Raw genomic sequence first — 23,458 nt, forward strand, 5'->3', positions numbered from 1 at the left:
GCCTTTTTTTTAGGCAAATGTCTGAAAGTGTGTCGGTGTGATGACGAACAGACTCTGAACCTGTCGTTTTTGAAGTGTTTTGAATGTCTACGCAGCAATACCTACCAGAAAAGCCGCGCATTTCGCATTGCAGCATGAAAAAACGACCGCATAACTGACGTAAATATTCAGTTGAAACGGACGGCATTCTCCTAAAACCCTGTCTCAGGTTGTCATCAAGCATCCGGTGGCTAGGGGATGGGAGGAAACTCAATGCCGTGGGTAAACAAGAAATCAGTTCTACTTGCTTCTACAGCTGTAGCTCTATCAATGGTTGCAAGCTCTGCATTTGCAGGTGCTTTTGCACTTAGAGAACAGAGCTCGTACTTTCAGGGTATGTCTTTTGCCGGGTATGGTACGTCCGGCGGTTCGATCTCTTCGATGTACTGGAACCCGGCGTCGCTTATCGGCGCTCAGCAGGGCCTCACCATCGAAGCGCACAATACGGGGCTCTTTCCAAGTTCGGATATCAACGGCACGCTGTCCGGCGGGTTCCTCGGTACGTCTTCGATCGGCAGTGGCGACATTGCTTCCGACGCATTCATTCCCGCTTCCTATGCAGCTTACCGGCTGAATGAAAAGCTGATCTTCGGTGTCGGTATCAACGCACCCTTCGGCCTGTCGACAAAACCGGAGCAGAACTGGGCGGCCCAGTTCTATTCCCGTTCGTCTTCCGTGTTCTCGTTGAACGTCAATCCGACGGTTGCGCTTCAGATCAACGACATGTTCGCGATCGCGATCGGTGTTCAGGCGCAATATCTGGACGTGTCGCTGAAATCCGCCGACGCCACTTCCGGAGCGGGCTTCCCCCGTTCGAACCAGATCTCTGGTGATGACATCGGTTTCGGTGTGACGGCTGGTCTGACGGTGCGACCGTTCGAGGGGACGGAAATCGGTCTCGGGTATCGCTCCGGTGTCGGTCACGATCTCGACGGCGACCTGTTCGCCGGTGGTGTCACGACGGCGATCGGCCTGGGTGTCGTTACGCCGGACATGATCAACCTTTCCGCAAAACAGAAGGTGACCGACAAGATCCGCGTTCTTGGAACGGTGGAATGGACCAACTGGAGCCGGCTGAAGTCACCCCGTGCGATCAACGATGCGACCGGCGCAGAGGCCACCGTCCTGCATTTCAACTATGACGACGGCTGGTTCTTCTCCCTTGGCGGTGAATACGACTTCAACGAGAAGCTTACCTTCCGCGGTGGTGTCGGCTACGAAATCTCGCCGATCGACGAAGACATCCGCTCCACGCGTCTGCCGGACAATAACCGCTGGTGGCTGTCTGCCGGTGCCAGCTACACCTTCAACGAGCACCTGGCGTTCGATGTCGGTTACACGCACATCATTCCGGAATCGACCGATATCAACATCGATTCCAGTCACCAGGACTACAACGCGGTATTCGGTACCTATTCGGGGGATGTCGACAGCAGCGTCAACATCATTTCCGCCGCGCTGCGCTACAAGTTCTGATCAGAAAGATCAGCCGTTCAGGAAAGGCCGGGGCATATGCTCCGGCCTTTCTTCATGCCACAGGCGGCTCAAAACGCCGCCGGATAGAGCCCGCCATCCATCAGGATGTTCTGGCCGGTGATGTAGCCGGCGTGGCGGGAGCACAGGAAAGCGCAGGTCTGACCGAATTCCTCGGCTGAACCGAAACGTCTTGCCGGAATTTCCGCCGCCTGTGCCGCCCGGACATCCTCGATGCTTTTACCTGACTGCTGCGCGACGCGCTCGAAGCCGCCTTTCAGACGATCGGTGTCCATCTTGCCGGGCAGCAAGTTGTTGACCGTCACGCCGTGGGGGGCAAGCTGGCGGCAGACGCCGGCCAGGAATGCCGTGAGCCCCGCCCGAGCACCGCTGGACAGATCGAGCCCTTCGATCGGCATCTTTACCGAAAGCGAAGTGATGTTGACGATGCGGCCGAAACCGCGCTCCTTCATGCCGGGAACAACCGCCTGGATCAGCTCGATGGGGGTGACGAAATTCTGCACCACACCTTCCATCAGCGCCGCACGGTCCAGCTCGGAATAGTCGCGCCGGGGCGGGCCACCATTGTTGTTGACCAGAATGTCCGGATCCGGGCAGGCCGCCAGAAGCGCTTCTTGTCCCTCCCGTGTGGAAACATCCGCTGCGATGGCGGCAACGCTCACGCCGAAGCGGTTCTGCAGCAGGGTGCGGGTTTCTTCCAGAACCGTTTCGTTACGTCCGTTCAGGACGATGTCGCAGCCTGCTTCCGCCAGCGCTTCGGCGCAGCCCTTGCCGAGGCCGCGGCTTGACGCACAGATGATTGCCTTTTTGCCCTTGAGGCCGAGGTCCATGAACGTTCTCCTTGATGCAGGTTGGACATGCTTTGTGGCTGGCAAAACCCGATGCTGTCAAATGCCGTCAGGGACATATGGAGCCGGTCAGCATCCGGCAAGATGTTCGTGAAGCAACGGAATGAAGTGAGGGAGGCCAATACCCGATCCGTGCCGGTGTTAATCATTAAGCTGGAAAACAAACAGGCCCGGGGAAGTCACGCCGTTTGTCATAATAGTGATACTTGAATCGCGTCTATAGCGCTCCAAAGGGAATTTGGAGAAGTGCTATGTCTACCGCTGAGGCATCGCGGCATTACCGGGCCTTGTTTATTTCCGACGTCCATCTTGGCACGCGCGGTTGTCAGGCGGAGATGCTGCTGGACTTTCTGAAGGACAATGAAGCCGAGACCATCTATCTGGTCGGCGACATTGCCGATGGCTGGCGTCTGCGGCGGTCCTGGTACTGGCCACAGCTTCACAACGACGTGGTGCAGAAGATCCTGCGCAAGGGGCGCAAGGGAGCCCGGGTCATCTATATTCCGGGAAATCACGACGAGTTTCTGCGCAGCTTCCTCGGTACGCATTTCGGCGGCGTCGAAGTGACCGACAGCATCATTCACGAAGCTGCCAACGGCAAACGCTACCTGGTCATTCATGGTGACCAGTTCGACGTGGTGATCCGCCATGCCAAGTGGCTGGCCTTCTTTGGCGACAAGGCCTATGTGACCGCGCTCGGCGTCAACACCTGGCTCAATGTGGTCCGGCGCCGACTCGGCCTGACCTACTGGTCACTGTCCGCCTGGGCCAAGTTGAAGGTCAAGAACGCGGTCAGCTTTATCGGACGTTTCGAAGAAGCCCTGTCCGACGAGGCGCGCCGGCAGGGCGTCGATGGCGTCATTTGTGGTCATATTCACCACGCCGCGGACCGTGATATGAACGGCATTCACTACATCAACACGGGTGACTGGGTGGAAAGCTGCACTGCGGTTGCCGAGCACCACGATGGAACATTTGAGGTGATCCGATGGGTGGACCGTACCCAGGAGGAGGCCGTGCCGGCGAACGCCAAGGAAGCACCGGTCGCCGCATGAGTTCCATTCTGATTGTGACGGATGCCTGGCATCCCCAGATAAACGGTGTGGTTCGCTCGCTTGAGCGCACGGCCGAAGAACTCGAGAAGATCGGTGTGCGGGTGGAATTCCTGACCCCTCAGGAATTCACGACGCTGCCGTGTCCGACCTATCCGGAAATTCGCCTGTCGTTGACCCATCGCGGCATCGTGCGCCGGAAGATCGAGGATTACGGCTGCGAGCATCTGCACATTGCAACGGAAGGCCCGCTCGGGCTTCTGGCGGCAAGCGTCGCCAAGAAGGCTGGGCGTCCGTTCACCACGAGTTACCACACCCGGTTTCCAGAATATGTTTCAGCCCGGCTGCCGGTTCCGCTGACTTGGTCCTACAGCTGGCTGCGCCGGTTTCACAATTCCGGCTGCGGCTGCATGGTCGCAACACGGTCGCTGGAGCAGGATCTGCGTGACCGTGGTTTTACCAATCTGATGCGCTGGTCGCGCGGCGTGGATGAGCAGCAGTTCAAGCCTTACGAGGGCTCCGTTCTGCCAGCCGACCTGCCGCGTCCGGTGTTCATGTATGTCGGCCGGGTCGCAATCGAAAAGAACATCAAGGCGTTTCTGGATCTCGACCTGCCGGGATCGAAAGTGGTGGTCGGTGGTGGCCCGCAGCTCGACAGTCTGCGCCGGGAGTACCCGGGGGTGCATTTTACCGGTTCCAAGGTGGGCGAAGATCTCGCAAGGCATTATTCCGACGCGGATGTCTTCGTGTTTCCCTCACTCACCGACACCTTCGGCAACGTTATGCTTGAGGCCCTGGCCTGCGGCGTGCCGGTTGCCGCTTTCCCGGTAATGGGCCCGCTCGACGTCATCAGCGATACGGGGGCGGGTGTCTTGTCGGAAGATCTGCGCGAAGCGGCTGAAGCCGCGCTGGATATCCCACGCGAACATTGCCGCACGATTGCCATGAACTACACCTGGGCGGCCAGCGCACGTCAGTTCCTGGACAATTGCATTGAAGCCCAGGACATACACAACGCCCGTTCGACGCAGGGAAAAGCCGCCGAATAAGACGGCTGCCCTGATGTGCGATGACGCTGCGCAGTGCGGCAAACGAAATTGACACCAAGACAAGTTCCCGCTGGAACTGCCCGCTTTCCTGTGAAAACACTTGCATCGAGACCCGGCCCTGAAAGGGGCCAAAGCATTGCCTTGTGCGCTTCTGCGGCAGGCCTCCGAGCAGTTGTTTGACGTTTAGAGCGAGTTCCGATGACGAATATGCAATCGCTGCCTGTGTCTGAAGCAGGTTCGAAATTGGCTGGTAAAACCGTTTCCATAGAGGATGTTGAAGCCGCAGCGGAGAGGATCCGAAGCGAGGCGCTGGTGACACCGCTTCTGAGGCATCCGTTGCTGGATGAGGTAACCGGGGCAACTGTCGTCGTGAAACCGGAAAACCTGCAACGTAGCGGCTCGTTCAAGTTTCGCGGTGCCTTCAACCGCCTCAGCCTCATCCCGCTGGCAGACCGACCCAGGGGCGTTGTGGCCTGTTCGTCCGGAAACCACGCACAGGGCGTTGCTGCAAGCGCGCAGCTGCTCGGTATGCCCGCAACCATCGTCATGCCGTCCGACGCTCCAAGGATCAAGCTGGAGCGCACACGCGGTTACGGGGCGACCGTCATCACTTACGATCGTGAGACCGAAGACCGTGACGCGATTGCAGGCGACCTGTGCTCCAAGTCAGGAGCGACGTTTGTCCACCCCTACAATGATGTCGGTGTCATCGCAGGGCAGGGCACAGTCGGACTGGAGATGGCAGCCCAGGCAGCTGCGCTGGGCCTGCATCTGGACGATGTGCTCGCCTGTACCGGCGGTGGCGGATTGTCCAGCGGCATTGCCCTGGCGCTGGAAGAGAAGTCGCCCGGTACGGTCTTCCATACTGCTGAACCGGAACTGTTCGACGACTACAAGCGCTCGCTTGAAGCCGGTGAGAGGCTCTCCAATGCCGTAAAGACCGGCTCTGTCTGCGATGCGCTCCTGTCCGAATCGCCGGGTGATATCGGCTTTTCAATTCTAAGCCGCGTTGCGGGCGAAGGCGTGACTGTCACGGACGAGGAAGCTCTGGCTGCCGTCGCCTTTGCGTTCACCGAACTGAAGCTCGTCGTTGAGCCCGGCGGAGCAGTTGCACTTGCAGCACTTTTGGCCGGAAAGCTGCCTTTCAAGGGCAAGACCGTCGGTATCGTTTTGACGGGCGGAAACATCGATCCACAAATGCTAAAGACTGCGCTGTCCCGTTAACGCGCCTTTAGGGGGCTACCCGCTAGAGCGGTTCCACAAGCATGACTTGCCGAAGTCGGGTGGAGGGGACCGGGCCAGGCAGTCCTGTTTGCCTTTTCGTCGGGACGGCGCGAACAGGGCTGCTGAAAATTGAATTCCAGCGTGGATTGCCGGGCAACGGCGCCGCGTCTTCTCCTTTCATCACCTGAACATTGCCAGCGTACCGATGCATCGAGCATGGCGCGGAACGCCTTGTTGTGCCTTTCAACAGCCCGCACGGGTTCGCGAGGGAACAGGTGACACGTGCTTTATTGAATCAGGATCTCCTGCCTCTTCACTGAGAGGCTCGGAGGTCCGGCAACTGAAAAGCGATCAGCACACGGGCCCGGTAAACCGGACCTCCATCGGCTGATCCAAGAGGCATTCATGCAGACAAACACCTTGAAAGATCGGCTGAAGTTTTTCCGTTTCACGGATGAGGATCGGGCTGTGGCCCAGTCCGTGTGGCCGGCAATCAAGGAAGCCTTGCCGAGCGTTCTGGACGGGTTCTACGTACACGTTAAAACCGTGCCGCATCTGGCGGCGCTTGTCGGCAACCAGCAGTCGCGCCTGGTGAAGGCACAGATGAGCCACTGGGAAGGGCTGTTCGCAACGGGCCCGGATGAAGCCTACCACGAGCGCGCTGTGCAGATCGGCCTCACACATGTGCGGATCGGCCTTGATCCCAGCTGGTACATCGGTGGCTATTCCTTCGCCCTCACGCAACTCACGGAGACGGTTCTGAAGAAGCGCTTCATGTCGACGGGCAAGCGCATTCGGGCCATGCAGGTGATGACGAAGCTGGTCATGCTGGACATGGATGTCGCGATCTCCACCTATCACGAGAAAATGGTGGCAGACGCTGTCGGACGCGAGACCGAACTGAAGGCCGCCATCCAGGAATTTCAGGGCGTTCTGGGCGGTACTGTCGGCACGCTTGGCGCGGCTTCCGAACAACTTGAAGTGTCTTCGGGCAGTCTGCGCCGCGAGACGGGCTCCATCGGAGAGCGGATGGTCAAGATGGACAATACGTCTGCCGAAACCGCAAGCGGTGTCCAGTCAAGCGCGACGGCAACGGAGGAAATGTCCGCTTCCATCACCGAGATCGGTCGCCAGGCAGGCCAGTCCCGCGAGATGGCGCTGAAGGCCGTGGAAGGTGCACGCAGCACAAACGACTCCGTAACGAAACTTGCCGGCTTCGCGGATCAGGTCGGATCGGTGATCGGGCTGATCTCTGAAATTGCCGAACAGACCAACCTGCTGGCACTTAACGCTACCATCGAAGCGGCGCGTGCCGGAGAAATGGGCCGCGGATTTGCGGTTGTCGCAGCCGAAGTGAAGGAACTCGCCAGCCAGACCACCAAGGCGACGGAAGAAATCACCGAACAGGTCGCCAGCATTCAACAGGCGACCAGACAGTCTGTGCAGGATATTGAAGGCATCACCTCGATAATCGGTGCCCTGTCCGAAATCGCGACCGGCATTGCCTCCGCGGTGGAGCAACAGGCGTCGGCAACGGCAGAAATCTCGGCCAACGTCCAGATCGCTGCACAGGGCACCCAAGCCTTTACCGACGAGATTACCGCTGTGCGCGGGTCGGTCGAAAATGTCGAGGGGGCTGTCGGCACCATTCAGGACATGTCGACGGCGCTGAAAGACCAGGCCGGCCAGCTCGGCCAGCAGGCGGAACAGTTCTTCGCCAAGATCAATTCCGGCCGCTGACCGCCACCTTGCTGTCCCGGCCTTGCGCCGGGACCTCGGAGGCAAAGGGTTTTCCGCTCGCACGCCCCGGCTCCCCGATCCCGGCTCCCGGATCCCGGATCTCCGCTGCGCTGCGTCCGGGATGACCGACTGAGAGGGGGGGAGTGCGAGAAGCGGAAAGAGCGCCAAACCTTAGCTTGCCCGGAAAACCAGCCTCCCCATCGTCATCCCGGCCAAGCATAGCGCGAGCCGGGACCGGAGAGCCGAGGCGCAACCTTTTTCGCGACCTTACTATTGCCGGCCTTCAGTTCACCGATCTCGGAAATTCATAGCGTTCCATCCGCAAGAATCGATAGGAGAGGCAACAAAAAAAGGCGCCGCAACGGGCGCCTTTTTCGAATTTCCTGCCGGATGCATTCTTAGTTGAAGAGTGCCTGGCGCTCGGCTTCGGACAGCTGTTTCAGCGGATCTTCGCCATCTTCTTCACTGACTTCCTCGGTCAGCTCCCATTCGGCGTCGGCCTCGGCTTCGTCTGCCGCTTCATGAGTGCCACCACCCACTTCGCTGTCGAACAGGCGTTCGATGGCAGCTTCATCCAGAGTGGCGTCCGGGTCGGCACCGGCGAACTCGTCGTCTTCTTCCTCTTCGTCGGCGGCAGGAGCGGAGGCGAACATGTCGTCGATAGCGGCTGCGTCCATCGGCTCGTCACCGCCGGCCATGATGGCATCGACGTCGGCTTCGCTTGCCATGATGGCATCAACATCAGCTTCGCTGGCATGCTTCGGAGCTTCTGCCGGGGCTGATTCCGCGCCGGTTTCCTTCAGTGCGGCGTCAAACACGTCGTCGCTGACGGACATCAGCTCATCGACGTTGTTCTGGGAAACGCCGCCCGCAAGCTGCGGGCCGTTCAGGAGATGTGCATCCGGACGAGTGTCGACCGGGCCAGCCGTTGCTTCGGCTTCCAGCTCCTGGATGCCCCAGATGTTGATCATCAGGTTGATGCGGCTTTCAAGATAGCGCAGTACCTGAACAACCTTGTTGGTCCGCTGGCCGGTCAGATCCTGGAAGGAACAGGCCATGAAGATTTCGGTCGCCTTGGCATCGATGTCGTCGCACACGGCATCGTCCGCACCATTCTCGCGCAGGACCCAGGCCTTCTCCTGAATCTGCTCTGCAGCTTCCAGAATGGATTGGGTCGCGCCTTCGGTCTGGGTGACGATGGCATCGAGTTCGTGAGAGGCGTCGACAAAGCGGTTGCTTTCCTCGCCTTCCGCCTTGATGTTGGCAATCTCGGCCTTGGTACGCTCGATAGCCTCGTGCATGTCGGCAATGTCGAGACGGATCTTGTCGAGATCCGGCACCTTGCGCTGCCGGGTCATCATTTTCTCTAGCCGGCCAATCGCGGTCAGGATCTCGGTGGTTTCCGGGGTCTTGTTGCGATTGAGAAACTCTTTCAGAAACCTGCGCCCGCGATCGGACTCCATCAGGGTCTGTTCGAGAGTCTGGTATTCGGCTTCGCCGATCAGCTCCGGCTGTTCCTGTGCTGCTTCCGCTTTCATGTGGACGCGAATCTCAACTTGCCTAAGGGTCGTTTATTGCCGTAACACGGACAACTTCGCCCCCAAGGTAAGGCGGAAAACGTTAACATCCTTTTAGGGCGCTACTTCGCCCGGTATCCCATGTCGCTCGACCGTTCCAGTATCAGCAGCCGTGTCTCGGCCCTGTTCGCCAGCCATTTCTTCGGCGTTGGCCTGTTTCTGCCGTTTATTCCGGTCGTGCTCGGGTTTCGCGGGCTGACAGCGGCTGAAATCGGATTTGTTCTGGGGATAGGCACGATTGCCCGGATCGCGGCAAGTCCGCTTCTGTCGAATCTCTCCGACCGCACCGGCCAGCGCAGGCTGTCGATTCTGATCTATTCGCTGGCGGCTGCGACCTTCATCGGGCTTTATTTCCTGCCCCTGGGGCTTGTGTTCCTGTCCGTCGCGGTGATCGGCTACATGGTCATGAATGCGCCGGTGGTGCCGCTCAGCGATGCCTATGCGCTGGATGTCCAGCGCAATACGGGAGCGGATTACGCCCGCATGCGGCTGTGGGGCTCGGCCGGTTTCGTGGTTGCCAGCATCTTCGGAGGTTCACTGGCTGCGGAAGGTACGTCCTGGCTCATCGTGGTTGCCGTCGGCCTTGCTTCCCTGGCAACGGGTGCTGTTGCCATGTCGCTTCCCCGGCAAAAACGTGGTGAAACGCCTTCCGAAGCGGCCGACGGGACTTCGGACGACCACAAGGACACGCCGTTCAAAAGTGTCTGGTTCTGGCCGTTGTTGATGGTACTTGGATTGTACCAGGCGAGCCATTCAGCCTTTTACGGCTTCGGGACGCTCTACTGGCAGGCGATGGATGTGCCTGACTTTGCGATCGGTCTCTTGTGGGCGACGGGTGTTGCGGCTGAAATCGCCCTGTTCACGGTTGCCGGAAACCTGGCGCAACGGTTTGATCCGCCGATCTTTCTGCTGGCCGCCGGGGTGGCGGCAACCTTGCGTTGGCTGCTGTTTCCCTTCGCCGACACGCTCCCCGCCATGGCTGCCTTGCAGACTTTGCACGGCCTATCTTTCGGCGCGGCCCATCTGGGGGCCGTCGCGATCCTTGCACGGGTCGTGCCGAGCCGTTGGGCGGGAACGGGGCAGGGGCTGCTTGCGACTTCCGTAGGCATCCAGATGGCGATCGGCCTCAGCATTTCCGGCGCCATTTACGAGATCAATCCGGACTGGCCCTTTTTCGTGATGTCCGTGGTTGCGGCAATCGGCACGCTGTTGACGCTGGCGATGACCCCAATGCTGCGAAATCGCATGGCGGCGGAGTGAGGTTGGGGGATTTCCCTATATCCCGCTGAAGAGGCATTTCAGCGCCCTTCGATAGTCCAGATATGCATACCCACAAAAAACGCCGGCCCAATGACAAGGAACCGGCGCTTTTCTTTTGTTCAGCGCTGAAGTTCTTACCCCCACAGCTCCGGCTGAGGCGGATAGAGCGTGCTACCTTCGAACTTCAGTCCCGGTGAGCGGTCTTCGGCCAGGAGCAGAGGTCCGTCGAGGTCGACAAAATCCGCCTTCTGGGCGATCAGGACCGCAGGCGCCATCGCGAGAGACGTGCCGAGCATGCATCCGACCATGACCTTGAGATCCTGGGCGCGCGCTTCATCGCAGAGCTTCAGCGCAGCCGTCAGACCACCTGCCTTGTCGAGCTTGATGTTGACCGCGTCATATTTTGCGCGCAGCCCATCGATGCTCTTGCCCGGATGAAGGCTTTCGTCCGCGCAGATCACCACACGCCGCTCGAGCCCTGCCAACAAGCCGTCGTTCTTTGACGGCAACGGTTGTTCGATCAGGGCAACGCCTGCTGCTTCGCAGGCGGCCATGTTGATCTCAAAGCAGCTTTCGTCCCAGGCTTCGTTGGCATCGACGATCAGGGTGCTGTCAGGAGCGGCAAGGCGTACGGCGGCAATCCGCTCGTCATCACCGGGGCCGGCAAGCTTGATCTTCAAAAGCGGGCGATGAGCTGCGGCGCGGGTCTTTTCAGCCATCTTTTCCGGCGTGTCGACACTGATGGTGAAGGCTGTCGTGACCGGCTTCAGCGGACCGACACCGGCAATGTCCGTTGCCGGTGTTCCGGATCGTTTTGCTTCCAGGTCCCAAAGAGCGCAGTCGACGGCATTGCGGGCTGCTCCGGCGGGCATCGCCTCCAGAAGCTGTTCCCGGCTGAGGCCGTTTTTCAAAAGGGGCGCGATTTCCTCGATCTGCGTCTGAACGGTTTCGAGCGATTCGCCGTAACGCGGATAGGGCACGCTTTCGCCATGGCCGGTTGCCTTGCCGTCACTCAGGGTGACGACCACGACCTGGGCATGGGTTCGGGTCTCGCGGGAGATCCTGAAACCTCCCGCGATTTCGAAGCGTTGCGCTTCGATGCTGACCTCAAGGCTCATGGCGCACCGAATTCCGCCGAGACCTTGTCAACGATGGCTTCCATGCCGTAGCGGACCGGATCGGTTGCCGGCAGGCCGTGCTTTTCACCGACCTTTGCCAGGTAAGCGAGGGCCTCATCGTCATCGAGTGCGGTGGTGTTCACCGCAATGCCGACGCAGCGGATGTCCGGATTGGTGAGTTTGCCGCAGGCAATGGTCATGTCGATGACCTGCTGGATCGTCGGAAGTGCCGCTTCGACGCCGCGCATCTTGGTGCGTGTCGGTTCATGGCAGACGATGAAACCGTCCGGCTGGGAGCCGTGCAGAAGACCAAGTGTGACGCCGGCGAAGGACGGATGGAACAGGGAGCCCTGGCCTTCGATGATCTGCCAGTTATCGGGATCGGTCTCCGGAGAGATCCACTCGGCAGCTCCGGAAATGAAGTCGGCAATTACCGCGTCGAGTGCGACACCGCGGCCGGAAATGAACACGCCGGTCTGGCCGGTGGCGCAGAAGGTGCTGGAATAGCCCCGGTCGTTCATTGCCTTGTCCATGGCAAGGGCGGTGTATTTCTTGCCGACGGAACAATCGGTACCCACGGCCAGGATCCGTTTGCCGGCGCGTTTGGTGCCCTTGCCGGTGGCAAAAGCCATGCTGCTGTGGCGCACGTCGTGGAGCTGTCGACCGTTCCGTTCTGCGGCTTCCTTGATCGCCGGCACGCTGGCAAGGCGCACATGGAGGCCGGAAGCGACGTCCATGCCGGCATCGAGTGCTTCGACGACAGATTCGACCCAGTGCTCCGGCAGGCGACCGCCGGCATTCACAGCTCCGATGATGAACGTCTTGGCGCCAGCTTCCGCCCCCTCTGCAATCGACATGTCGGCAAGGCCTGTGTCGGCGGCGCATCCGGGCATGCGGACCTGGCCCAGGCACCAGTCCTTGCGCCAATCGACGATGCCGATCGCGGTCTTGGCGGCGAGGGCATCGGGAACATCACCGAGAAACAACAGGTAAGGACGTGCAATTTCCATGGATTAAGCTTTCAAGTGGCTGCTGGAGGGTTTACCAACTTCATGGTGAATGACGGTTGGTATTGAACTTCTCCATCAGGTATACGAGGGATGGTGAACCAGCGGCAAGAGGGCAGCCAGCCGGAATGGCATTCTTGGAAAAAAACATCGCACCGGAGATGGTTCTGGAAGCAGACGGGCCGGATCATCAATACCTTGCCCTTTCCGGCGACTGGACTGTCAGCACCATCGCCGATGCAGAAAAAGAGCTGAACAGCCTCACGATCGACAAAAAAAGTCTGACCTGCATCGATGTGTCCCAGATCGAGCATCTGGATACGAGCGGCGCCTGGCTGATCCACCGCACGCGCGGCCGACTGGAATTCGAGGGACGCAAGGTTGGCCTGACCGGTGTCTCTCCCGTCCGCCAGACCCTGTTCGAGGAAATCGAGAGCCACCATCCTCCGAGATACAAGCCTGACAGGAACGGATTTTCCATTGCCGGCTTCCTGGAAGCCACGGGCCGCCAGATGGTGGACGTCTATCACGACGCCCTGGCGATGCTGCATATTCTCGGCTCGCTCGGCCTGGTTCTGTCGACAGTTCTGCTGCAGCCCAAACGCCTGCGCAGCATATCGATCGCGGTTCAGTTCGACCGGAGCTGCATTGGAGCCGTACCGATCGTCGCGCTGATGAGTTTTCTCATAGGCGCCATCATATCGCAGCAGGGCGGCTTCTACCTCAGGCAATTCGGTGCCGACATCTTCGTGGTCGACCTTGCAGGCATCCTGGTCCTCAGGGAAATCGGCGTGATCCTGACCGCCATCATGGTGGCAGGGCGCTCGGGATCCGCCTTCACGGCGGAACTTGGGGCGATGCGGATGCAGGAGGAAGTCGACGCACTGCATGTGATCGGCCTCAGCGTGACTGAAGTCCTTGTTTTGCCTCGAATTCTTGCGCTGATGATCGCGCTGCCGATCTTGACGTTCATCTCGGATCTCTCGGCGCTGCTTGGGTCAGGCATCGTGACCTGGGCCTATCTGGACATACCACCGGCCGCCTTCTTGACCCAGTTGCAGGCGGCCATCACGATCAATACGCTGGTCGTGGGTCTGGTGAAGGCGCCCTTCATGGCGCTGATCGTCGGCCTGATTGCCTGTGTGGAAGGGCTGAAAGTCGAAGGCTCCTCCGAATCTCTTGGCCGTCACACCACCATGTCGGTGGTGAAAGCGATTTTTCTAGTCATCGTGGTGGATGGTTTCTTCGCCATATTCTTTGCCGCGATTGGAGTTTGACCGACCGATGACGCCAAGCCAAAGCGTGACGCCTGCAAAAGAGACCGCCGCGACGGGCGAGAAGTCGGACAATGTCCTGTCCGTGCGCGACATCACCGTTGGATTCGGTTCCAAGATCATCCTGCAGGATCTCGACCTGGATGTGCGCCGGGGCGAGGTGCTTGGTTTCGTCGGTGGATCGGGAACCGGCAAGTCGGTGCTTATGCGCACCATCCTGGGCCTGACTCCCAAGCGAACCGGGCAGATTTCGGTTTTCGGACACGACCTGTCGACCGCGAGCCCGAAGGAACGCACGGCAATCGAGCGCCGCTGGGGGGTGCTTTTTCAGCAGGGCGCGCTGTTTTCCTCGCTTTCGGTCAAGCAGAACATCCAGGTGCCGATGCGGGAGCACCTGAAGCTTTCGCCGCAATTGATGGACGAACTGGCGACCCTGAAACTGGAACTGGTCGGGCTGCCGCAAGATGCCGCCGACAAGCTGCCGTCGGAACTTTCAGGGGGCATGATCAAAAGGGCCAGCCTGGCTCGCGCCCTTGCACTCGACCCGGATTTGGTGTTTCTGGACGAACCGACGTCCGGACTCGATCCGATCGGGGCGGCGGCCTTTGATTCGCTTATTGCAAATCTCAGTTCGACCCTCGGACTGACCGTTTATATGGTCACCCATGATCTTGATAGTTTGCATTCTATCTGTGATCGGATTGCTGTTCTTGGGAAAAAGCGGGTTCTGGCCATCGGCACGATGGACGATATGATGAAAAATGATGATCCCTGGATTAAATCTTACTTCAGGGGTGAACGGGCCCTGCGCCGAGTATAGGTTGGACTGAATGGAAACCCGCGCGAACTATATTCTGATCGGCGCCTTCATGGTCGCAATCCTGATCGGTGCGTTCGGCTTTGTGTATTGGCTCGCCGTTACCGCGGAATCCAGGCAGAACGTTGAACTGAAAATCGTCTATCCGGGCCCTGTGACAGGGCTTCCGGTCGGGGGGCAGGTGCTTTTCAACGGCATCAAGGTCGGCGATGTGAAATCGCTGGACTTTGCACCGGGGGATCCGACCAAGGTTGTGGCCACCGTTGGCATCAAGCCCTCGACTCCCTTGCGCGAAGATACCAAGGCAACGCTGAATTTTACCGGTCTGACAGGTGTCGCGTATGTCGACCTCAGTGGCGGAACATCTGAATCGCCGCTTCTGCTGAGCATGGCCGACGACCAGGACGAGGACAAAGTTCCGGTCATCTACGCCGAACGGTCCTTCTTCGATGACATCGTGGATGGTGCCCGCGATGTTCTCAAGCGTGCGGATTCGACCATGAAGACGGTCGACGACCTGCTGAAGGACAACGGTCCAGCAATCACCGAGATCGTCAACAACGCAGAGACCTTTTCGGCCGCGCTGGCCGCCAATTCCGATGGCGTGAAGGATTTCATGGCCAGCATCGGCAAGGCTTCCGATGCGTTTTCCAGCCTGTCCGGCCGGCTTGAGACGCTGGTGCAGGAAGGTGAACGCCTGCTGGCTGCCGTGCCTTCCGACAAGGTCACCGCCATTGTCGATGACCTTTCCAAGTTTTCTGCAAGTCTCGGCAAGGCCAGCAGCGACATCGATCTCCTGATGGCCGATGCCCAGAGCGCGGCCAAGGAACTGCAGACCTTCACGGTGAACCTGAATGAAGGGCTCGATCGCGTTCACAAGATTGTTGGCGCGGTTGATCCCGAAGATGTCCAGAAGGTGGTGCAAGGGGCCGCAGCCCTTGGCGAGGTGCTGCAGAAGCGCACCGGGGACATCGACAAGCTGATCAGTTCCACCAGCGAAACCATGCAGAACGTCAATGCGGTGGTGGAAAACATCCGGAACCAGGAAGGCGCGATCAAGGATATCGTGCAAGGCGGGCGTGATGTCGTGGTCAAGGTGGATGCCATCATGACGCGCGGCGTGGAAATTGCCGCTGCCATTGATCCGCTGAAGGTCGAAGAAGTGGTTGCCAATGTCAGCACCTTCACCGACAGCCTCAATGCATCGCTGGGTAAGGTCGACGAGCTTGTGGCGAGTGTCGATCCGGAGAAGGTCAGCAAGGCCGTCGACAATGTTTCCAGCATCATCGACAACTTCAACAATCAGCAGACGCAGATCAACGAGATCATCGCTTCGACCAAGTCCACCGTTCAGAACTTCGAGGCGGTTTCAGCGACGGTTCGTGGCCAGGATGACCGGATCGCGGCGCTGATAACGGATGTTCAGGCGGCGGCCGAACGTTTTGCGACGACGCTTCAGACCGCGAACGACCTGATGAAGGCCGTGGATCCGGAAAAGGTTGCGAATATCGTCGGTTCCGTCGAAACGGCGACAGCAGGACTGGCAAACCCGGAAGACGGCATTCCGGCCATCCTGGAAAGTGCCCGCAAGGCTGCGGACAACGTTCAGCAGATGACGGACGATCTTTCGAAGCGCACACCTGACGTCGACCAGATCATCACCGATGCCAAGCAGATGACCGCGACGCTGAATTCCACCTCGGTGCGCGTCGAAAGCCTGGTCGAGAAGGTTTCCACAATGGTGGACGGCGATGGTGAAGGCTTGATCAAGGAAGCGACCTTGGCCGCGCAGGCAATCCGCAAGGTTGCGGTTGCGTTTGAAAGCCGGGCAGATTCGATTGCCGGCGGGCTTTCCAAGTTTGCGACCCAGGGCTCTGCGGATTTCGCTGCGGCGCTGGCGCAGGTTAACCGGACACTGATCTCGATCCAGCGGGCGGCGGAAAGCTTTGAACGCAGTCCGAACCGGGTGATCTTCGGCGGTGAAGATGTGCCGACATATTCCGGCGGGCGGCGCCGGTGAGACTGAATGTGCAGAGGCAGGGGCGTATGACGAAGGCAACCACTGACATGACCCGCCGGGGCGTCTTGACCGCTCTCGGGCTCGGCGTGCTTGTGTCCGGATGCGCCAGTTCCGCGCCGTCGGCCTACTACAGCATCGGTGCGGCCGACGTCGGTGGCCTTCAGGGCCGGTCCAGCCGCGTTCAGGTTCTCGTTTCCGCGCCCCGGGCACTGAAAGCGCTCGACACCAGTTACATCGCGGTTGTCGACAAGGGGCCGGTCTACAGCTACTACCCGGATTCTGCCTGGGCCGACACGCTGCCCAACGTGGTGCAGCTGAAACTTGTCGAAACCCTGCAAAACACCAACCGCCTGCGCGGGGTTGGTCTGCCGGGCGACGGCCTGCTGATCGACTATCAGCTCCAGACGGAAATCCGTGCCTTTGAACTGCAAGTGGCCGGAGCCAATCGTGGTGTCGTCGAAATTTCGGCCCGCATCGTCAATGACCGCAACGGCCGCACGGTTGCCAACAAGGTCTTCAGGGCGGAAACCTCTTCCGGCAGCACGACCGTCGACAAGGCGGTCGAGGCCATGAACGCTTCAGCCGACCGGGTGTTTGCAGAAATGGCTGCCTGGACGCTGCAGAACGTCTGAGGCCGAAAACGGGCTCCTGACGCAGTCGGGCCACAATAGCCTGAATTTTCCTGCTGGCCCCGGGCTCTGAGAGGTTCAGGGTATTTTTTATTTTGCCTGCCAGCAACCGCCTTCTGTCATCAAGCCTAAATTGGGGAGCTTTTCAGTTCCTGATGATTGCTTGCCGGGTAATTCCCAGTTGCGAAATGGTCAACGGTCGTCGCTGCATCAGCTTGTAGCACCTGCCTTGCCGTATCTGACGGGCGGGCAGCCAACGTGCCGGGTAAAGGCTGTGCTGAAGGCGCTGGTGGAGCCATAGCCGGTCCGGCTGGAAATCTCGCCGATGCTGTGGAGGCCTGAGCGCAGCATGTGCTTGGCTAGCGTCATGCGCCAGTTGAGCAGGTAGCTCATTGGCGGCAGGCCGACAATGCGGTTGAAACGGGTAATGAACGCGGAGCGGGAGAGGCCTGCCTCGCCGGCCAGCGCCCGGATCGACCAGGCCTGTTGCGGTGCGCCGTGCATGGCACGCAGGGCAGGGGCCACCCGAGCATCCGCAAGGCCGCTGAGGAGCCCGGTGGAAGCGGTGGACTGGACGCTTGAACGGAAGGCCTCGATCAGGAGGACCTGCAGAAGGTTTTCCAGCACCACATCCCTTGCAGGGCGATCGGCTCGTGCCTCGTCGCGTACCAGGGCTGCCAGCGACGCCAGACGATCTTCGCCGCGCACAACCACCATCTCCGGCAGAAGAGAGACCAGCAGTTCGGCATCCGGGCTGCCGAAGCTGCAATGGCCAACCAGCTGCTGAACCTGGGGCGGGGTTTCACGCGGGTCCAGCATGCCGACGCGCACAACACCATCTTCCCCGTAAACAGGCTGGCTGAAATAGCCTGGCGGTGGTGGCGGATCGAGACTGGTGACAGTCAGTCCGCCAACGGCGGGCAGCAGGGCGAAATCGCCCGCTGACAATATCACCGGTGCTTTTCCGTCCACTTCCAGGTTGAGCCGCCCCATCAGCACCAGGCAATAGAACGCTTCGTTGACATCGTCCCGTCGCACCCGGAAGGGGCCGGAGGCTTCCCCAATTTTCGAGAAGGGGGCTCTGGGCCGCAGAAGTGTGATCACTTCGGACAGGGGATCTGCCATTTCGGACTTTCGATAAAAAGACTGAGACTTCTCATGATAGAAAGTTTTGTCAGTCGTGTCGATATGGGGAGCATCCAACAACAGGAGACTTTGTCATGAAGACGATCATGATTACTGGATGTTCCTCCGGCTTCGGGCTGGAAACGGCGCGGCATTTTCTGAACGAGGGCTGGCGGGTGGTTGCGACCATGCGCAACCCCGACGCCACCTTGCTGCCGGCCTCCGAACATTTGCGCATTCTGCCGCTGGACGTGACAGATCACACCAGCATTGCCGAGGCCGTCGCCGCCGCCGGTCCGGTCGAAGTGCTGGTCAACAATGCTGGTGTTGGCTGGTTGTCGCCCTTCGAGGCAACGTCGGAAGAGGTGGTGCGCAGGATATTCGACACCAACACCTTCGGGACGTTCGAGATGATCCGCGCAGTGCTACCGCAGATGCGGGAGAAGGGCGAGGGCGTTATCGTCAATGTGTCGTCCAGTGTGACGTTGAAGTCCTTGCCTTTACTGCCGATCTATACCGCCAGCAAGGCGGCGGTGAATGCCTATACCGATTGCCTGGCTCTGGAGCTTGCGCCGCTTGGCATTCGCGTCCAGCTGGTTTTGCCGGGCCGCGCACCTTCGACCAGCTTTGGCACGAATGCACGAGCGTTGATGGCGGATGCATTGGAAGCACCTGTGGCCTACAAGCCCTTTGTCGACGAAGTGATGGGAGCCTTCATGGCAGATGCCGACAAGGAACCGACCCGGTCGGAGGATGTGGTCAAAGCCATCTGGCGGGCGGTAACCGATCCGTCATGTCCCGCCCACCTTCCTGCCGGCAGCGACGCAGAGGCGCTGGCGGCCTGATGAAAGGTATGCCGGGCGGTGTGGCCACCGTCCGGCAATTCTTTGGAGTTCGGTTTTCCTGGCCATGCACCGGCCGGTAAAGCCTCAGATGAGCGCCAGTGACAGCAGCGGAACAGCAATCAACAGCGCCAGTCGCAGGATGTCGGCCAGCCAGAACGGCAGAATGCCGGCAAACATCGTTCTCAACGGCACGTCCGTCAGCACGGAGCGAAGCACGAAGACGTTGAGGCCGATCGGCGGCGAGATGAGGCTGATTTCGGTGACCACCACCACGATGATGCCGAACCAGATCAGCACCATCTCCGGATCTGCCAGCAAACCGCCGCCGAAATCGAGCGAGCTGACCAGCGGGAAGAAGACCGGGACCGTCAGCAGGATCATCGACAGGCTTTCCAGCACTGCCCCCAGCACCACGTAGATCAGCACCAGAACCAGAATGACGACATAGGCGTTCACGTCGAGCGACTGAACGAAGGTCAACAGCGCGTCAGGCACACCGGCATAGCTGATGAAGTTGGAAAAGACTTCCGCGCCGATGATGATCGCAAAGATCATCGCCGTGGTGCGCGCGCAGTTGAGCGCGGCGGTGTAGAGCTTTTCAAACGTCAGACCACCGGACACGAGCGCGATCACGAAGGCGGCGGCAGCACCGATGCCGGCTGCTTCTGTCGGCGTGAAGAAGCCGCCGTAGATGCCGATCATGATCACGGCAAATAGCCCGACAACCGCCAGAACACCCCAGACGTCACGCTTTTCGAGCTTCATGTCTTCGGAAGCTGTTGGCGCAAGCTCGGGTTTCAGCAGAACCGTGACGTAAATGGCGCCGAGATAGAACAATACGCCCAGCAGGCCCGGGATGATGCCGGCAATGAACAACTTGCCGATGTCGGCCTCGGTCAGCAGGCCGTAGATGATCAGGATGACGGAAGGCGGGATCAGGATGCCAAGCGTGCCACCGGCAGCGATGGAGCCGGTTGCCAGACTGTCGGCATAGCCTGCCTTGCGCATGGAAGGCATGGCCACCTTGGACATGGTGGCGGCCGTTGCCAGAGACGAGCCGCAAACTGCCGAAAAGCCGCCACAGGCGACAATGGCCGCCATGGCAAGGCCACCACGCATGCGGTGAAGCATGTGGTGAGCGGTCGAGAACAGCGACTGGCTGACACCGGAAATGGTCAGGAGGTTGCCCATCAGAATGAACAACGGGATCACCGAAAGGGTGAACGAAAGGCCGGTTTCGAAGGCCGCATTTCCGAGAAGGTTCAGCGCGGCATTCCAGTTTCGCAGGGCCGCGAACCCGGCAGTGCCGACGATGATCATCGCAATTGCAATGGGCACGCGCAGCAGCACGAGCGCGAAAAGCGCAACGAAACCGATCAGAGCTTCAAGCATATTCAATACTCACTGGTATCAAGCTTTTTCGCGGAACCGCCTGGCCGCGAAGACTATGGCGGCGATGGCGGAGAGCGCGAAGGAGGCAGCTCCCAGCCAACCGATCAGCGAGAGCGGGATCTGAAGGGAATCCGTCACCTGTCCGCGGCGGTCCATCTTCTCGGCATGCTCGAACAGCTTGAACGCGATCAGGGCCAGGACACCGACCGTGCAAACAGCGGCAACCAATGTGCCGAGCCGTTTGAGAAGGGCGCTCTTGAGCCCGTCGAGAAGTTCCACCTCGATATGTTCGCCGGCAGCGGTCGTCAGTGGCAGGGCCAGGAAGATCAGCGTGGCCAGCAGCAGCTCCGTCAGCTCATAAGCACCGTTCACGGGGCTGTTGAAGGCATAGCGTGCGACGACGTCGACACAGGTTAGCCCGATCAGGCCGGCCAGCACACATAAACAGGCCAGCCCGAGCAGGAAACCGACCCCTCGCCGGATCGTATCGATCCGGCGAGGGGCCTGGCCGTTGGATTCGGCAGACATGCTTAGTGCTTGATGCCGGTTTTGTCGCGGAACTCGGCCAGAGCGGCGGTGCCGTCAAAGCCGGTTTCGGCAACGGCAGCCGCCCAGGTAGCTTCATGCTTGGCTGCAAGTTCCTTGACCGCCTCCAGAACCGGGGCCGGTGCGTCGTAGACCTCAATGTCCTTGTCGGCAATGTAGGAAGCCGCACGGGCATCCGCGCCATCCCAGACGCCGCCGGCCATTTCGGCAAGGGCTTCACCGGAAATCTTGTCGATGGCCGCCTGGTCTTCTTCCGACAGGCCGTCCCAGACATCTTCATTCATGACCATGAACCAAGAGGTGTTGTAGAAGCCGCCCGGCAGGCTCATGGAGTATTTGGTGTAGTCGGTCAGATTGAAGGCCTGCAACGCTTCCATGGGGAAGGTAACACCATCGATAACACCGCGGGACAGCTTCTCGTAAACTTCGCCCGGGCCCATGAACTGGGTGATGATGTCAAGTTCCTGAGACAGGTCCGCAACATAGCCGCCCGGAGTGCGGATCTTCAGACCGGCAAAATCTTCAGGCTTTTCGATCTTGCGCTGGTTGTTGTGGAACATGCCGGGGCCGTGAACCCAAAGGCCGAGCAGCTTGGTGCCCTTGTGTTCGCCTTGCGCGTCGAGGGTGCCGCCATAGACGTCCCAATAGGCCTTGGAGCCTTCTGTCGCAGTGTTTGCGATGAAGGAGAACTGGCCAATGCGCGAACGCAGGAAACGGTCGTCGCGCGTGAAGGAGTGCAGGCCGTAGGTGATGTCGACGATGCCTTCGGCGGCAAGGTCGAAATGCTCAGGCGGCGAGCCGACCGGCTTGGGCAGAATGCGCACGGTTACGCGGCCATCGGTAGCCATGGCGACTTCCGCTGCCCAGGGCTCCATCACGTCGGTAACGAGCGGGTGTTTCGGCGGCAGCCAGGACGACAGAACCAGTTCGTCGGCGGATGCGCTGGCGATGAAACCGGTCAATGCGGACGCTGCCACACCTGCGAGAATGGAAAGACACTTCAACTGTTTCACGATTTTCTCCTCCCCTTCATTTCATGAAGGCCGTTCTTGCCGGTATGATCCCGGACTTGAAACGTGATGCCAAACATAGTTACATATGCAACAAAATAGTTACACATGAAACCAAGTCAATCGTAAAATCGTGCAGACGACCTAACCAATACTGTTGAGCGCCGATGACCAAGCTGACCAATCCGGAGACCGAGACCCAAGAAGCCATTGGGATTGCGAGCGAAACGCCGGAGACGCCATTGCCCGACTTCGAGCTGGAAACATTTTTTCCCTATCGGGTGCGTGTCTTTTATTCCGACGTCACACGGGCTCTTTCAGCGGTTTACCAGCGCGATTACGGCATGATGCCTGCCGAATGGCGCACCATGGCCATTCTCGGCTCGGCCTCTGGCGGACTGCAGGCAAGCGAGATCGTTTCCCGCTCCAGCATGGACAAGGTGGTTGTCAGCCGGGCCGTGAAACGCATGGAAGAGCGTGGCTTTCTGACACGCGAAAGCAACGAGGCTGACGGCCGCAGTTTTCTTTTGCAGCTTTCAGAGGAAGGACGCGCGGCTTTCGAGGATCTTGCCCCCAAGCTGAAAGCCGTCGAACAGAAAATGCTCAGCGGCCTCTCAGCCGAGGAAATCGAGGGGTTTCTCGCGGTTACCCGGCGGATCCGGGAGAACCTCTCGGACGAGTTGGATGGGGTGAGTGATTGAGAGGCGGTGGTCATTCGACTTCCAGTGGCCGGGCGATGCCCTAAGACGGCATTGCGTGCCGGATCTTGAGTCCGACTTGAAAGAGGCATCGCCTCATCCAGCTCTCATACGCTCTGCAAACGAGTAGGCCCCGGGTCTCGCGCTGCTCGCCCGGGGTGACACTGGGGTTAGGGTGCCATTAAATCATGCCACTCGGGATTGGACTTCTCGATTAGTTGAACTTTCCAGGATCTGCGCCATTTCTTGAGGCGTTTCTCCATGGCGATGGCTTCGCTCACATCATCGAACGCTTCTGCAAATACCAAATTGCCGATGCCGTGCTTGCGGGTGAAATCGCCGCCTGCCCCACCGCGATGCTCCTCAACGCGCCGGGCAAGACCGTTTGTCACCCCGATGTAGAGCGGGCCGTTCATCCGGCTTGCCAGGATGTAAAAGTAATAGGTCAAACTTCACCTCTGAAGTGAATTGCATTTGACGGTACAACCGTTTTGCATATTCAAGTCAAGCGGCGTCGGTCGCTTTGCGTCCCTGGATCAATCCAGGCAGGGCGTCACCCCGGGCGAACCAAGTGAGACCCGGGGCCTACTCGTTTGCAGAGCGTTGGTGGGTCGGTGCGGGCGTTACTTTGGAATGCCCGCAGTCCCATCCAAGCGGAAATGCGGGTGTCCCCCGACGCTCCGCTTCGCTTGGG

At 59.6% G+C, this 23,458-nt stretch carries 21 protein-coding genes; 12 read left to right on the plus strand and 9 right to left on the minus strand.

Annotation, left to right across the window (positions count from 1 at the left end; translation table 11 throughout):
• Nucleotides 1–309: 309 nt before the first annotated feature.
• Nucleotides 310–1,515: an OmpP1/FadL family transporter gene (locus tag FIV03_RS15845; protein WP_209009676.1), complete on the plus strand. Its 1,206-nt coding sequence runs from the start codon at nucleotides 310–312 to the stop codon at nucleotides 1,513–1,515.
• 68 nt (nucleotides 1,516–1,583) lie between these two features.
• Here FIV03_RS15845 and FIV03_RS15850 read toward each other — a convergent pair whose 3' ends face one another.
• Complete coding sequence (locus FIV03_RS15850; RefSeq protein ID WP_152510229.1) at nucleotides 1,584–2,363, minus strand: SDR family oxidoreductase; 780 nt, start codon at nucleotides 2,361–2,363, stop codon at nucleotides 1,584–1,586.
• Between the two features lie 269 nt (nucleotides 2,364–2,632).
• On the opposite strand from FIV03_RS15850, the gene FIV03_RS15855 reads away from it, so the two are divergent.
• From FIV03_RS15855 to FIV03_RS15870, 4 genes are all read left to right on the plus strand, one after another.
• Nucleotides 2,633–3,436, plus strand: coding sequence for a UDP-2,3-diacylglucosamine diphosphatase (locus FIV03_RS15855; protein WP_152510230.1), 804 nt, complete (start codon nucleotides 2,633–2,635; stop codon nucleotides 3,434–3,436).
• On the plus strand, nucleotides 3,433–4,482 hold the full coding sequence (locus FIV03_RS15860) for a glycosyltransferase family 1 protein (protein WP_023000649.1): 1,050 nt from the start codon (nucleotides 3,433–3,435) through the stop codon (nucleotides 4,480–4,482). The genes FIV03_RS15855 and FIV03_RS15860 overlap by 4 nt, the downstream gene beginning before the upstream one ends.
• A gap of 198 nt (nucleotides 4,483–4,680) precedes the next feature.
• The gene (locus FIV03_RS15865; RefSeq protein WP_152510231.1) at nucleotides 4,681–5,706 is read left to right on the plus strand and encodes a threonine/serine dehydratase; all 1,026 of its coding nucleotides are present in this window, start codon (nucleotides 4,681–4,683) and stop codon (nucleotides 5,704–5,706) included.
• 405 nt (nucleotides 5,707–6,111) lie between these two features.
• Nucleotides 6,112–7,446 (plus strand): globin-coupled sensor protein, encoded by a 1,335-nt coding sequence (locus FIV03_RS15870; protein ID WP_173013866.1) that lies wholly within the window; start codon nucleotides 6,112–6,114, stop codon nucleotides 7,444–7,446.
• A gap of 398 nt (nucleotides 7,447–7,844) precedes the next feature.
• Here FIV03_RS15870 and FIV03_RS15875 read toward each other — a convergent pair whose 3' ends face one another.
• On the minus strand, nucleotides 7,845–8,984 hold the full coding sequence (locus FIV03_RS15875; RefSeq protein WP_152510232.1) for a protein phosphatase CheZ: 1,140 nt from the start codon (nucleotides 8,982–8,984) through the stop codon (nucleotides 7,845–7,847).
• A gap of 120 nt (nucleotides 8,985–9,104) precedes the next feature.
• On the opposite strand from FIV03_RS15875, the gene FIV03_RS15880 reads away from it, so the two are divergent.
• A complete protein-coding gene (locus tag FIV03_RS15880; protein ID WP_152510233.1) occupies nucleotides 9,105–10,283 on the plus strand; it encodes an MFS transporter in 1,179 nt (392 codons plus the stop codon).
• 134 nt (nucleotides 10,284–10,417) lie between these two features.
• Here the strand turns inward: FIV03_RS15880 and dgcA are convergent, their stop codons facing one another.
• Entirely contained in the window at nucleotides 10,418–11,401 is a 984-nt protein-coding gene (gene dgcA, locus FIV03_RS15885) for an N-acetyl-D-Glu racemase DgcA (protein WP_023000654.1), read from the minus strand.
• Nucleotides 11,398–12,411 carry an N-acetyltransferase DgcN gene (gene dgcN, locus FIV03_RS15890; protein ID WP_062488239.1) on the minus strand — a complete coding sequence of 338 codons (1,014 nt, stop codon included), beginning with the start codon at nucleotides 12,409–12,411 and terminating at the stop codon, nucleotides 11,398–11,400. The genes dgcA and dgcN overlap by 4 nt, the downstream gene beginning before the upstream one ends.
• A gap of 125 nt (nucleotides 12,412–12,536) precedes the next feature.
• On the opposite strand from dgcN, the gene FIV03_RS15895 reads away from it, so the two are divergent.
• The 4 genes from FIV03_RS15895 to FIV03_RS15910 are packed head-to-tail and all read left to right on the plus strand — an operon-like array spanning nucleotide 12,537 to nucleotide 17,151.
• Nucleotides 12,537–13,685, plus strand: a complete 1,149-nt coding sequence (locus FIV03_RS15895) for an ABC transporter permease (RefSeq protein WP_152510234.1) — start codon at nucleotides 12,537–12,539, stop codon at nucleotides 13,683–13,685.
• Nucleotides 13,686–13,692: 7 nt separating this feature from the next.
• On the plus strand, nucleotides 13,693–14,502 hold the full coding sequence (locus FIV03_RS15900) for an ABC transporter ATP-binding protein (protein WP_023000657.1): 810 nt from the start codon (nucleotides 13,693–13,695) through the stop codon (nucleotides 14,500–14,502).
• Nucleotides 14,503–14,512: 10 nt separating this feature from the next.
• Nucleotides 14,513–16,519, plus strand: coding sequence for an MlaD family protein (locus FIV03_RS15905; protein WP_152510235.1), 2,007 nt, complete (start codon nucleotides 14,513–14,515; stop codon nucleotides 16,517–16,519).
• 26 nt (nucleotides 16,520–16,545) lie between these two features.
• Nucleotides 16,546–17,151 carry an ABC-type transport auxiliary lipoprotein family protein gene (locus tag FIV03_RS15910; protein WP_152510236.1) on the plus strand — a complete coding sequence of 202 codons (606 nt, stop codon included), beginning with the start codon at nucleotides 16,546–16,548 and terminating at the stop codon, nucleotides 17,149–17,151.
• A gap of 207 nt (nucleotides 17,152–17,358) precedes the next feature.
• Here the strand turns inward: FIV03_RS15910 and FIV03_RS15915 are convergent, their stop codons facing one another.
• Entirely contained in the window at nucleotides 17,359–18,273 is a 915-nt protein-coding gene (locus tag FIV03_RS15915) for an AraC family transcriptional regulator (protein ID WP_152510237.1), read from the minus strand.
• 95 nt (nucleotides 18,274–18,368) lie between these two features.
• Between FIV03_RS15915 and FIV03_RS15920 the strand changes: the two genes are divergently transcribed.
• On the plus strand, nucleotides 18,369–19,118 hold the full coding sequence (locus FIV03_RS15920) for an SDR family oxidoreductase (protein WP_152510238.1): 750 nt from the start codon (nucleotides 18,369–18,371) through the stop codon (nucleotides 19,116–19,118).
• Between the two features lie 84 nt (nucleotides 19,119–19,202).
• On the opposite strand, the gene FIV03_RS15925 is transcribed toward FIV03_RS15920, so the two are convergent.
• From FIV03_RS15925 to FIV03_RS15935, 3 genes are read right to left on the minus strand one after another with little or no spacing between them, the layout of a single operon-like run.
• A complete protein-coding gene (locus tag FIV03_RS15925; RefSeq protein ID WP_055655294.1) occupies nucleotides 19,203–20,510 on the minus strand; it encodes a TRAP transporter large permease in 1,308 nt (435 codons plus the stop codon).
• 18 nt (nucleotides 20,511–20,528) lie between these two features.
• Complete coding sequence (locus tag FIV03_RS15930; RefSeq protein ID WP_152510239.1) at nucleotides 20,529–21,038, minus strand: TRAP transporter small permease; 510 nt, start codon at nucleotides 21,036–21,038, stop codon at nucleotides 20,529–20,531.
• Between the two features lie 2 nt (nucleotides 21,039–21,040).
• A complete protein-coding gene (locus FIV03_RS15935) occupies nucleotides 21,041–22,069 on the minus strand; it encodes a TRAP transporter substrate-binding protein (RefSeq protein WP_286202199.1) in 1,029 nt (342 codons plus the stop codon).
• A 164-nt stretch (nucleotides 22,070–22,233) separates the two neighbouring features.
• Here FIV03_RS15935 and FIV03_RS15940 point away from each other — a divergent pair, with 164 nt between their 5' ends.
• Complete coding sequence (locus tag FIV03_RS15940) at nucleotides 22,234–22,767, plus strand: MarR family transcriptional regulator (RefSeq protein ID WP_152510241.1); 534 nt, start codon at nucleotides 22,234–22,236, stop codon at nucleotides 22,765–22,767.
• Nucleotides 22,768–22,934: 167 nt separating this feature from the next.
• Here the strand turns inward: FIV03_RS15940 and FIV03_RS15945 are convergent, their stop codons facing one another.
• Nucleotides 22,935–23,213 (minus strand): GIY-YIG nuclease family protein, encoded by a 279-nt coding sequence (locus FIV03_RS15945; RefSeq protein WP_152510242.1) that lies wholly within the window; start codon nucleotides 23,211–23,213, stop codon nucleotides 22,935–22,937.
• Nucleotides 23,214–23,458: the final 245 nt, after the last annotated feature.

Origin of the sequence: Labrenzia sp. THAF187b, from assembly GCF_009363375.1 — a bacterium.
Lineage (GTDB): Bacteria > Pseudomonadota > Alphaproteobacteria > Rhizobiales > Stappiaceae > Roseibium > Roseibium algicola.

What these genes read in the sequence shown, in the direction of transcription:
- FIV03_RS15845 (WP_209009676.1), top strand. Translation starts at nt 310, where the DNA reads ATGGTTGCAAGCTCTGCATTTGCAGGTGCTTTTGCACTTAGAGAACAG.
- FIV03_RS15850 (WP_152510229.1), bottom strand. Translation starts at nt 2,363, where the DNA reads ATGGACCTCGGCCTCAAGGGCAAAAAGGCAATCATCTGTGCGTCAAGC.
- FIV03_RS15855 (WP_152510230.1), top strand. Translation starts at nt 2,633, where the DNA reads ATGTCTACCGCTGAGGCATCGCGGCATTACCGGGCCTTGTTTATTTCC.
- FIV03_RS15860 (WP_023000649.1), top strand. Translation starts at nt 3,433, where the DNA reads ATGAGTTCCATTCTGATTGTGACGGATGCCTGGCATCCCCAGATAAAC.
- FIV03_RS15865 (WP_152510231.1), top strand. Translation starts at nt 4,681, where the DNA reads ATGACGAATATGCAATCGCTGCCTGTGTCTGAAGCAGGTTCGAAATTG.
- FIV03_RS15870 (WP_173013866.1), top strand. Translation starts at nt 6,112, where the DNA reads ATGCAGACAAACACCTTGAAAGATCGGCTGAAGTTTTTCCGTTTCACG.
- FIV03_RS15875 (WP_152510232.1), bottom strand. Translation starts at nt 8,984, where the DNA reads ATGAAAGCGGAAGCAGCACAGGAACAGCCGGAGCTGATCGGCGAAGCC.
- FIV03_RS15880 (WP_152510233.1), top strand. Translation starts at nt 9,105, where the DNA reads ATGTCGCTCGACCGTTCCAGTATCAGCAGCCGTGTCTCGGCCCTGTTC.
- dgcA (WP_023000654.1), bottom strand. Translation starts at nt 11,401, where the DNA reads ATGAGCCTTGAGGTCAGCATCGAAGCGCAACGCTTCGAAATCGCGGGA.
- dgcN (WP_062488239.1), bottom strand. Translation starts at nt 12,411, where the DNA reads ATGGAAATTGCACGTCCTTACCTGTTGTTTCTCGGTGATGTTCCCGAT.
- FIV03_RS15895 (WP_152510234.1), top strand. Translation starts at nt 12,537, where the DNA reads ATGGCATTCTTGGAAAAAAACATCGCACCGGAGATGGTTCTGGAAGCA.
- FIV03_RS15900 (WP_023000657.1), top strand. Translation starts at nt 13,693, where the DNA reads ATGACGCCAAGCCAAAGCGTGACGCCTGCAAAAGAGACCGCCGCGACG.
- FIV03_RS15905 (WP_152510235.1), top strand. Translation starts at nt 14,513, where the DNA reads ATGGAAACCCGCGCGAACTATATTCTGATCGGCGCCTTCATGGTCGCA.
- FIV03_RS15910 (WP_152510236.1), top strand. Translation starts at nt 16,546, where the DNA reads ATGACGAAGGCAACCACTGACATGACCCGCCGGGGCGTCTTGACCGCT.
- FIV03_RS15915 (WP_152510237.1), bottom strand. Translation starts at nt 18,273, where the DNA reads ATGGCAGATCCCCTGTCCGAAGTGATCACACTTCTGCGGCCCAGAGCC.
- FIV03_RS15920 (WP_152510238.1), top strand. Translation starts at nt 18,369, where the DNA reads ATGAAGACGATCATGATTACTGGATGTTCCTCCGGCTTCGGGCTGGAA.
- FIV03_RS15925 (WP_055655294.1), bottom strand. Translation starts at nt 20,510, where the DNA reads ATGCTTGAAGCTCTGATCGGTTTCGTTGCGCTTTTCGCGCTCGTGCTG.
- FIV03_RS15930 (WP_152510239.1), bottom strand. Translation starts at nt 21,038, where the DNA reads ATGTCTGCCGAATCCAACGGCCAGGCCCCTCGCCGGATCGATACGATC.
- FIV03_RS15940 (WP_152510241.1), top strand. Translation starts at nt 22,234, where the DNA reads ATGACCAAGCTGACCAATCCGGAGACCGAGACCCAAGAAGCCATTGGG.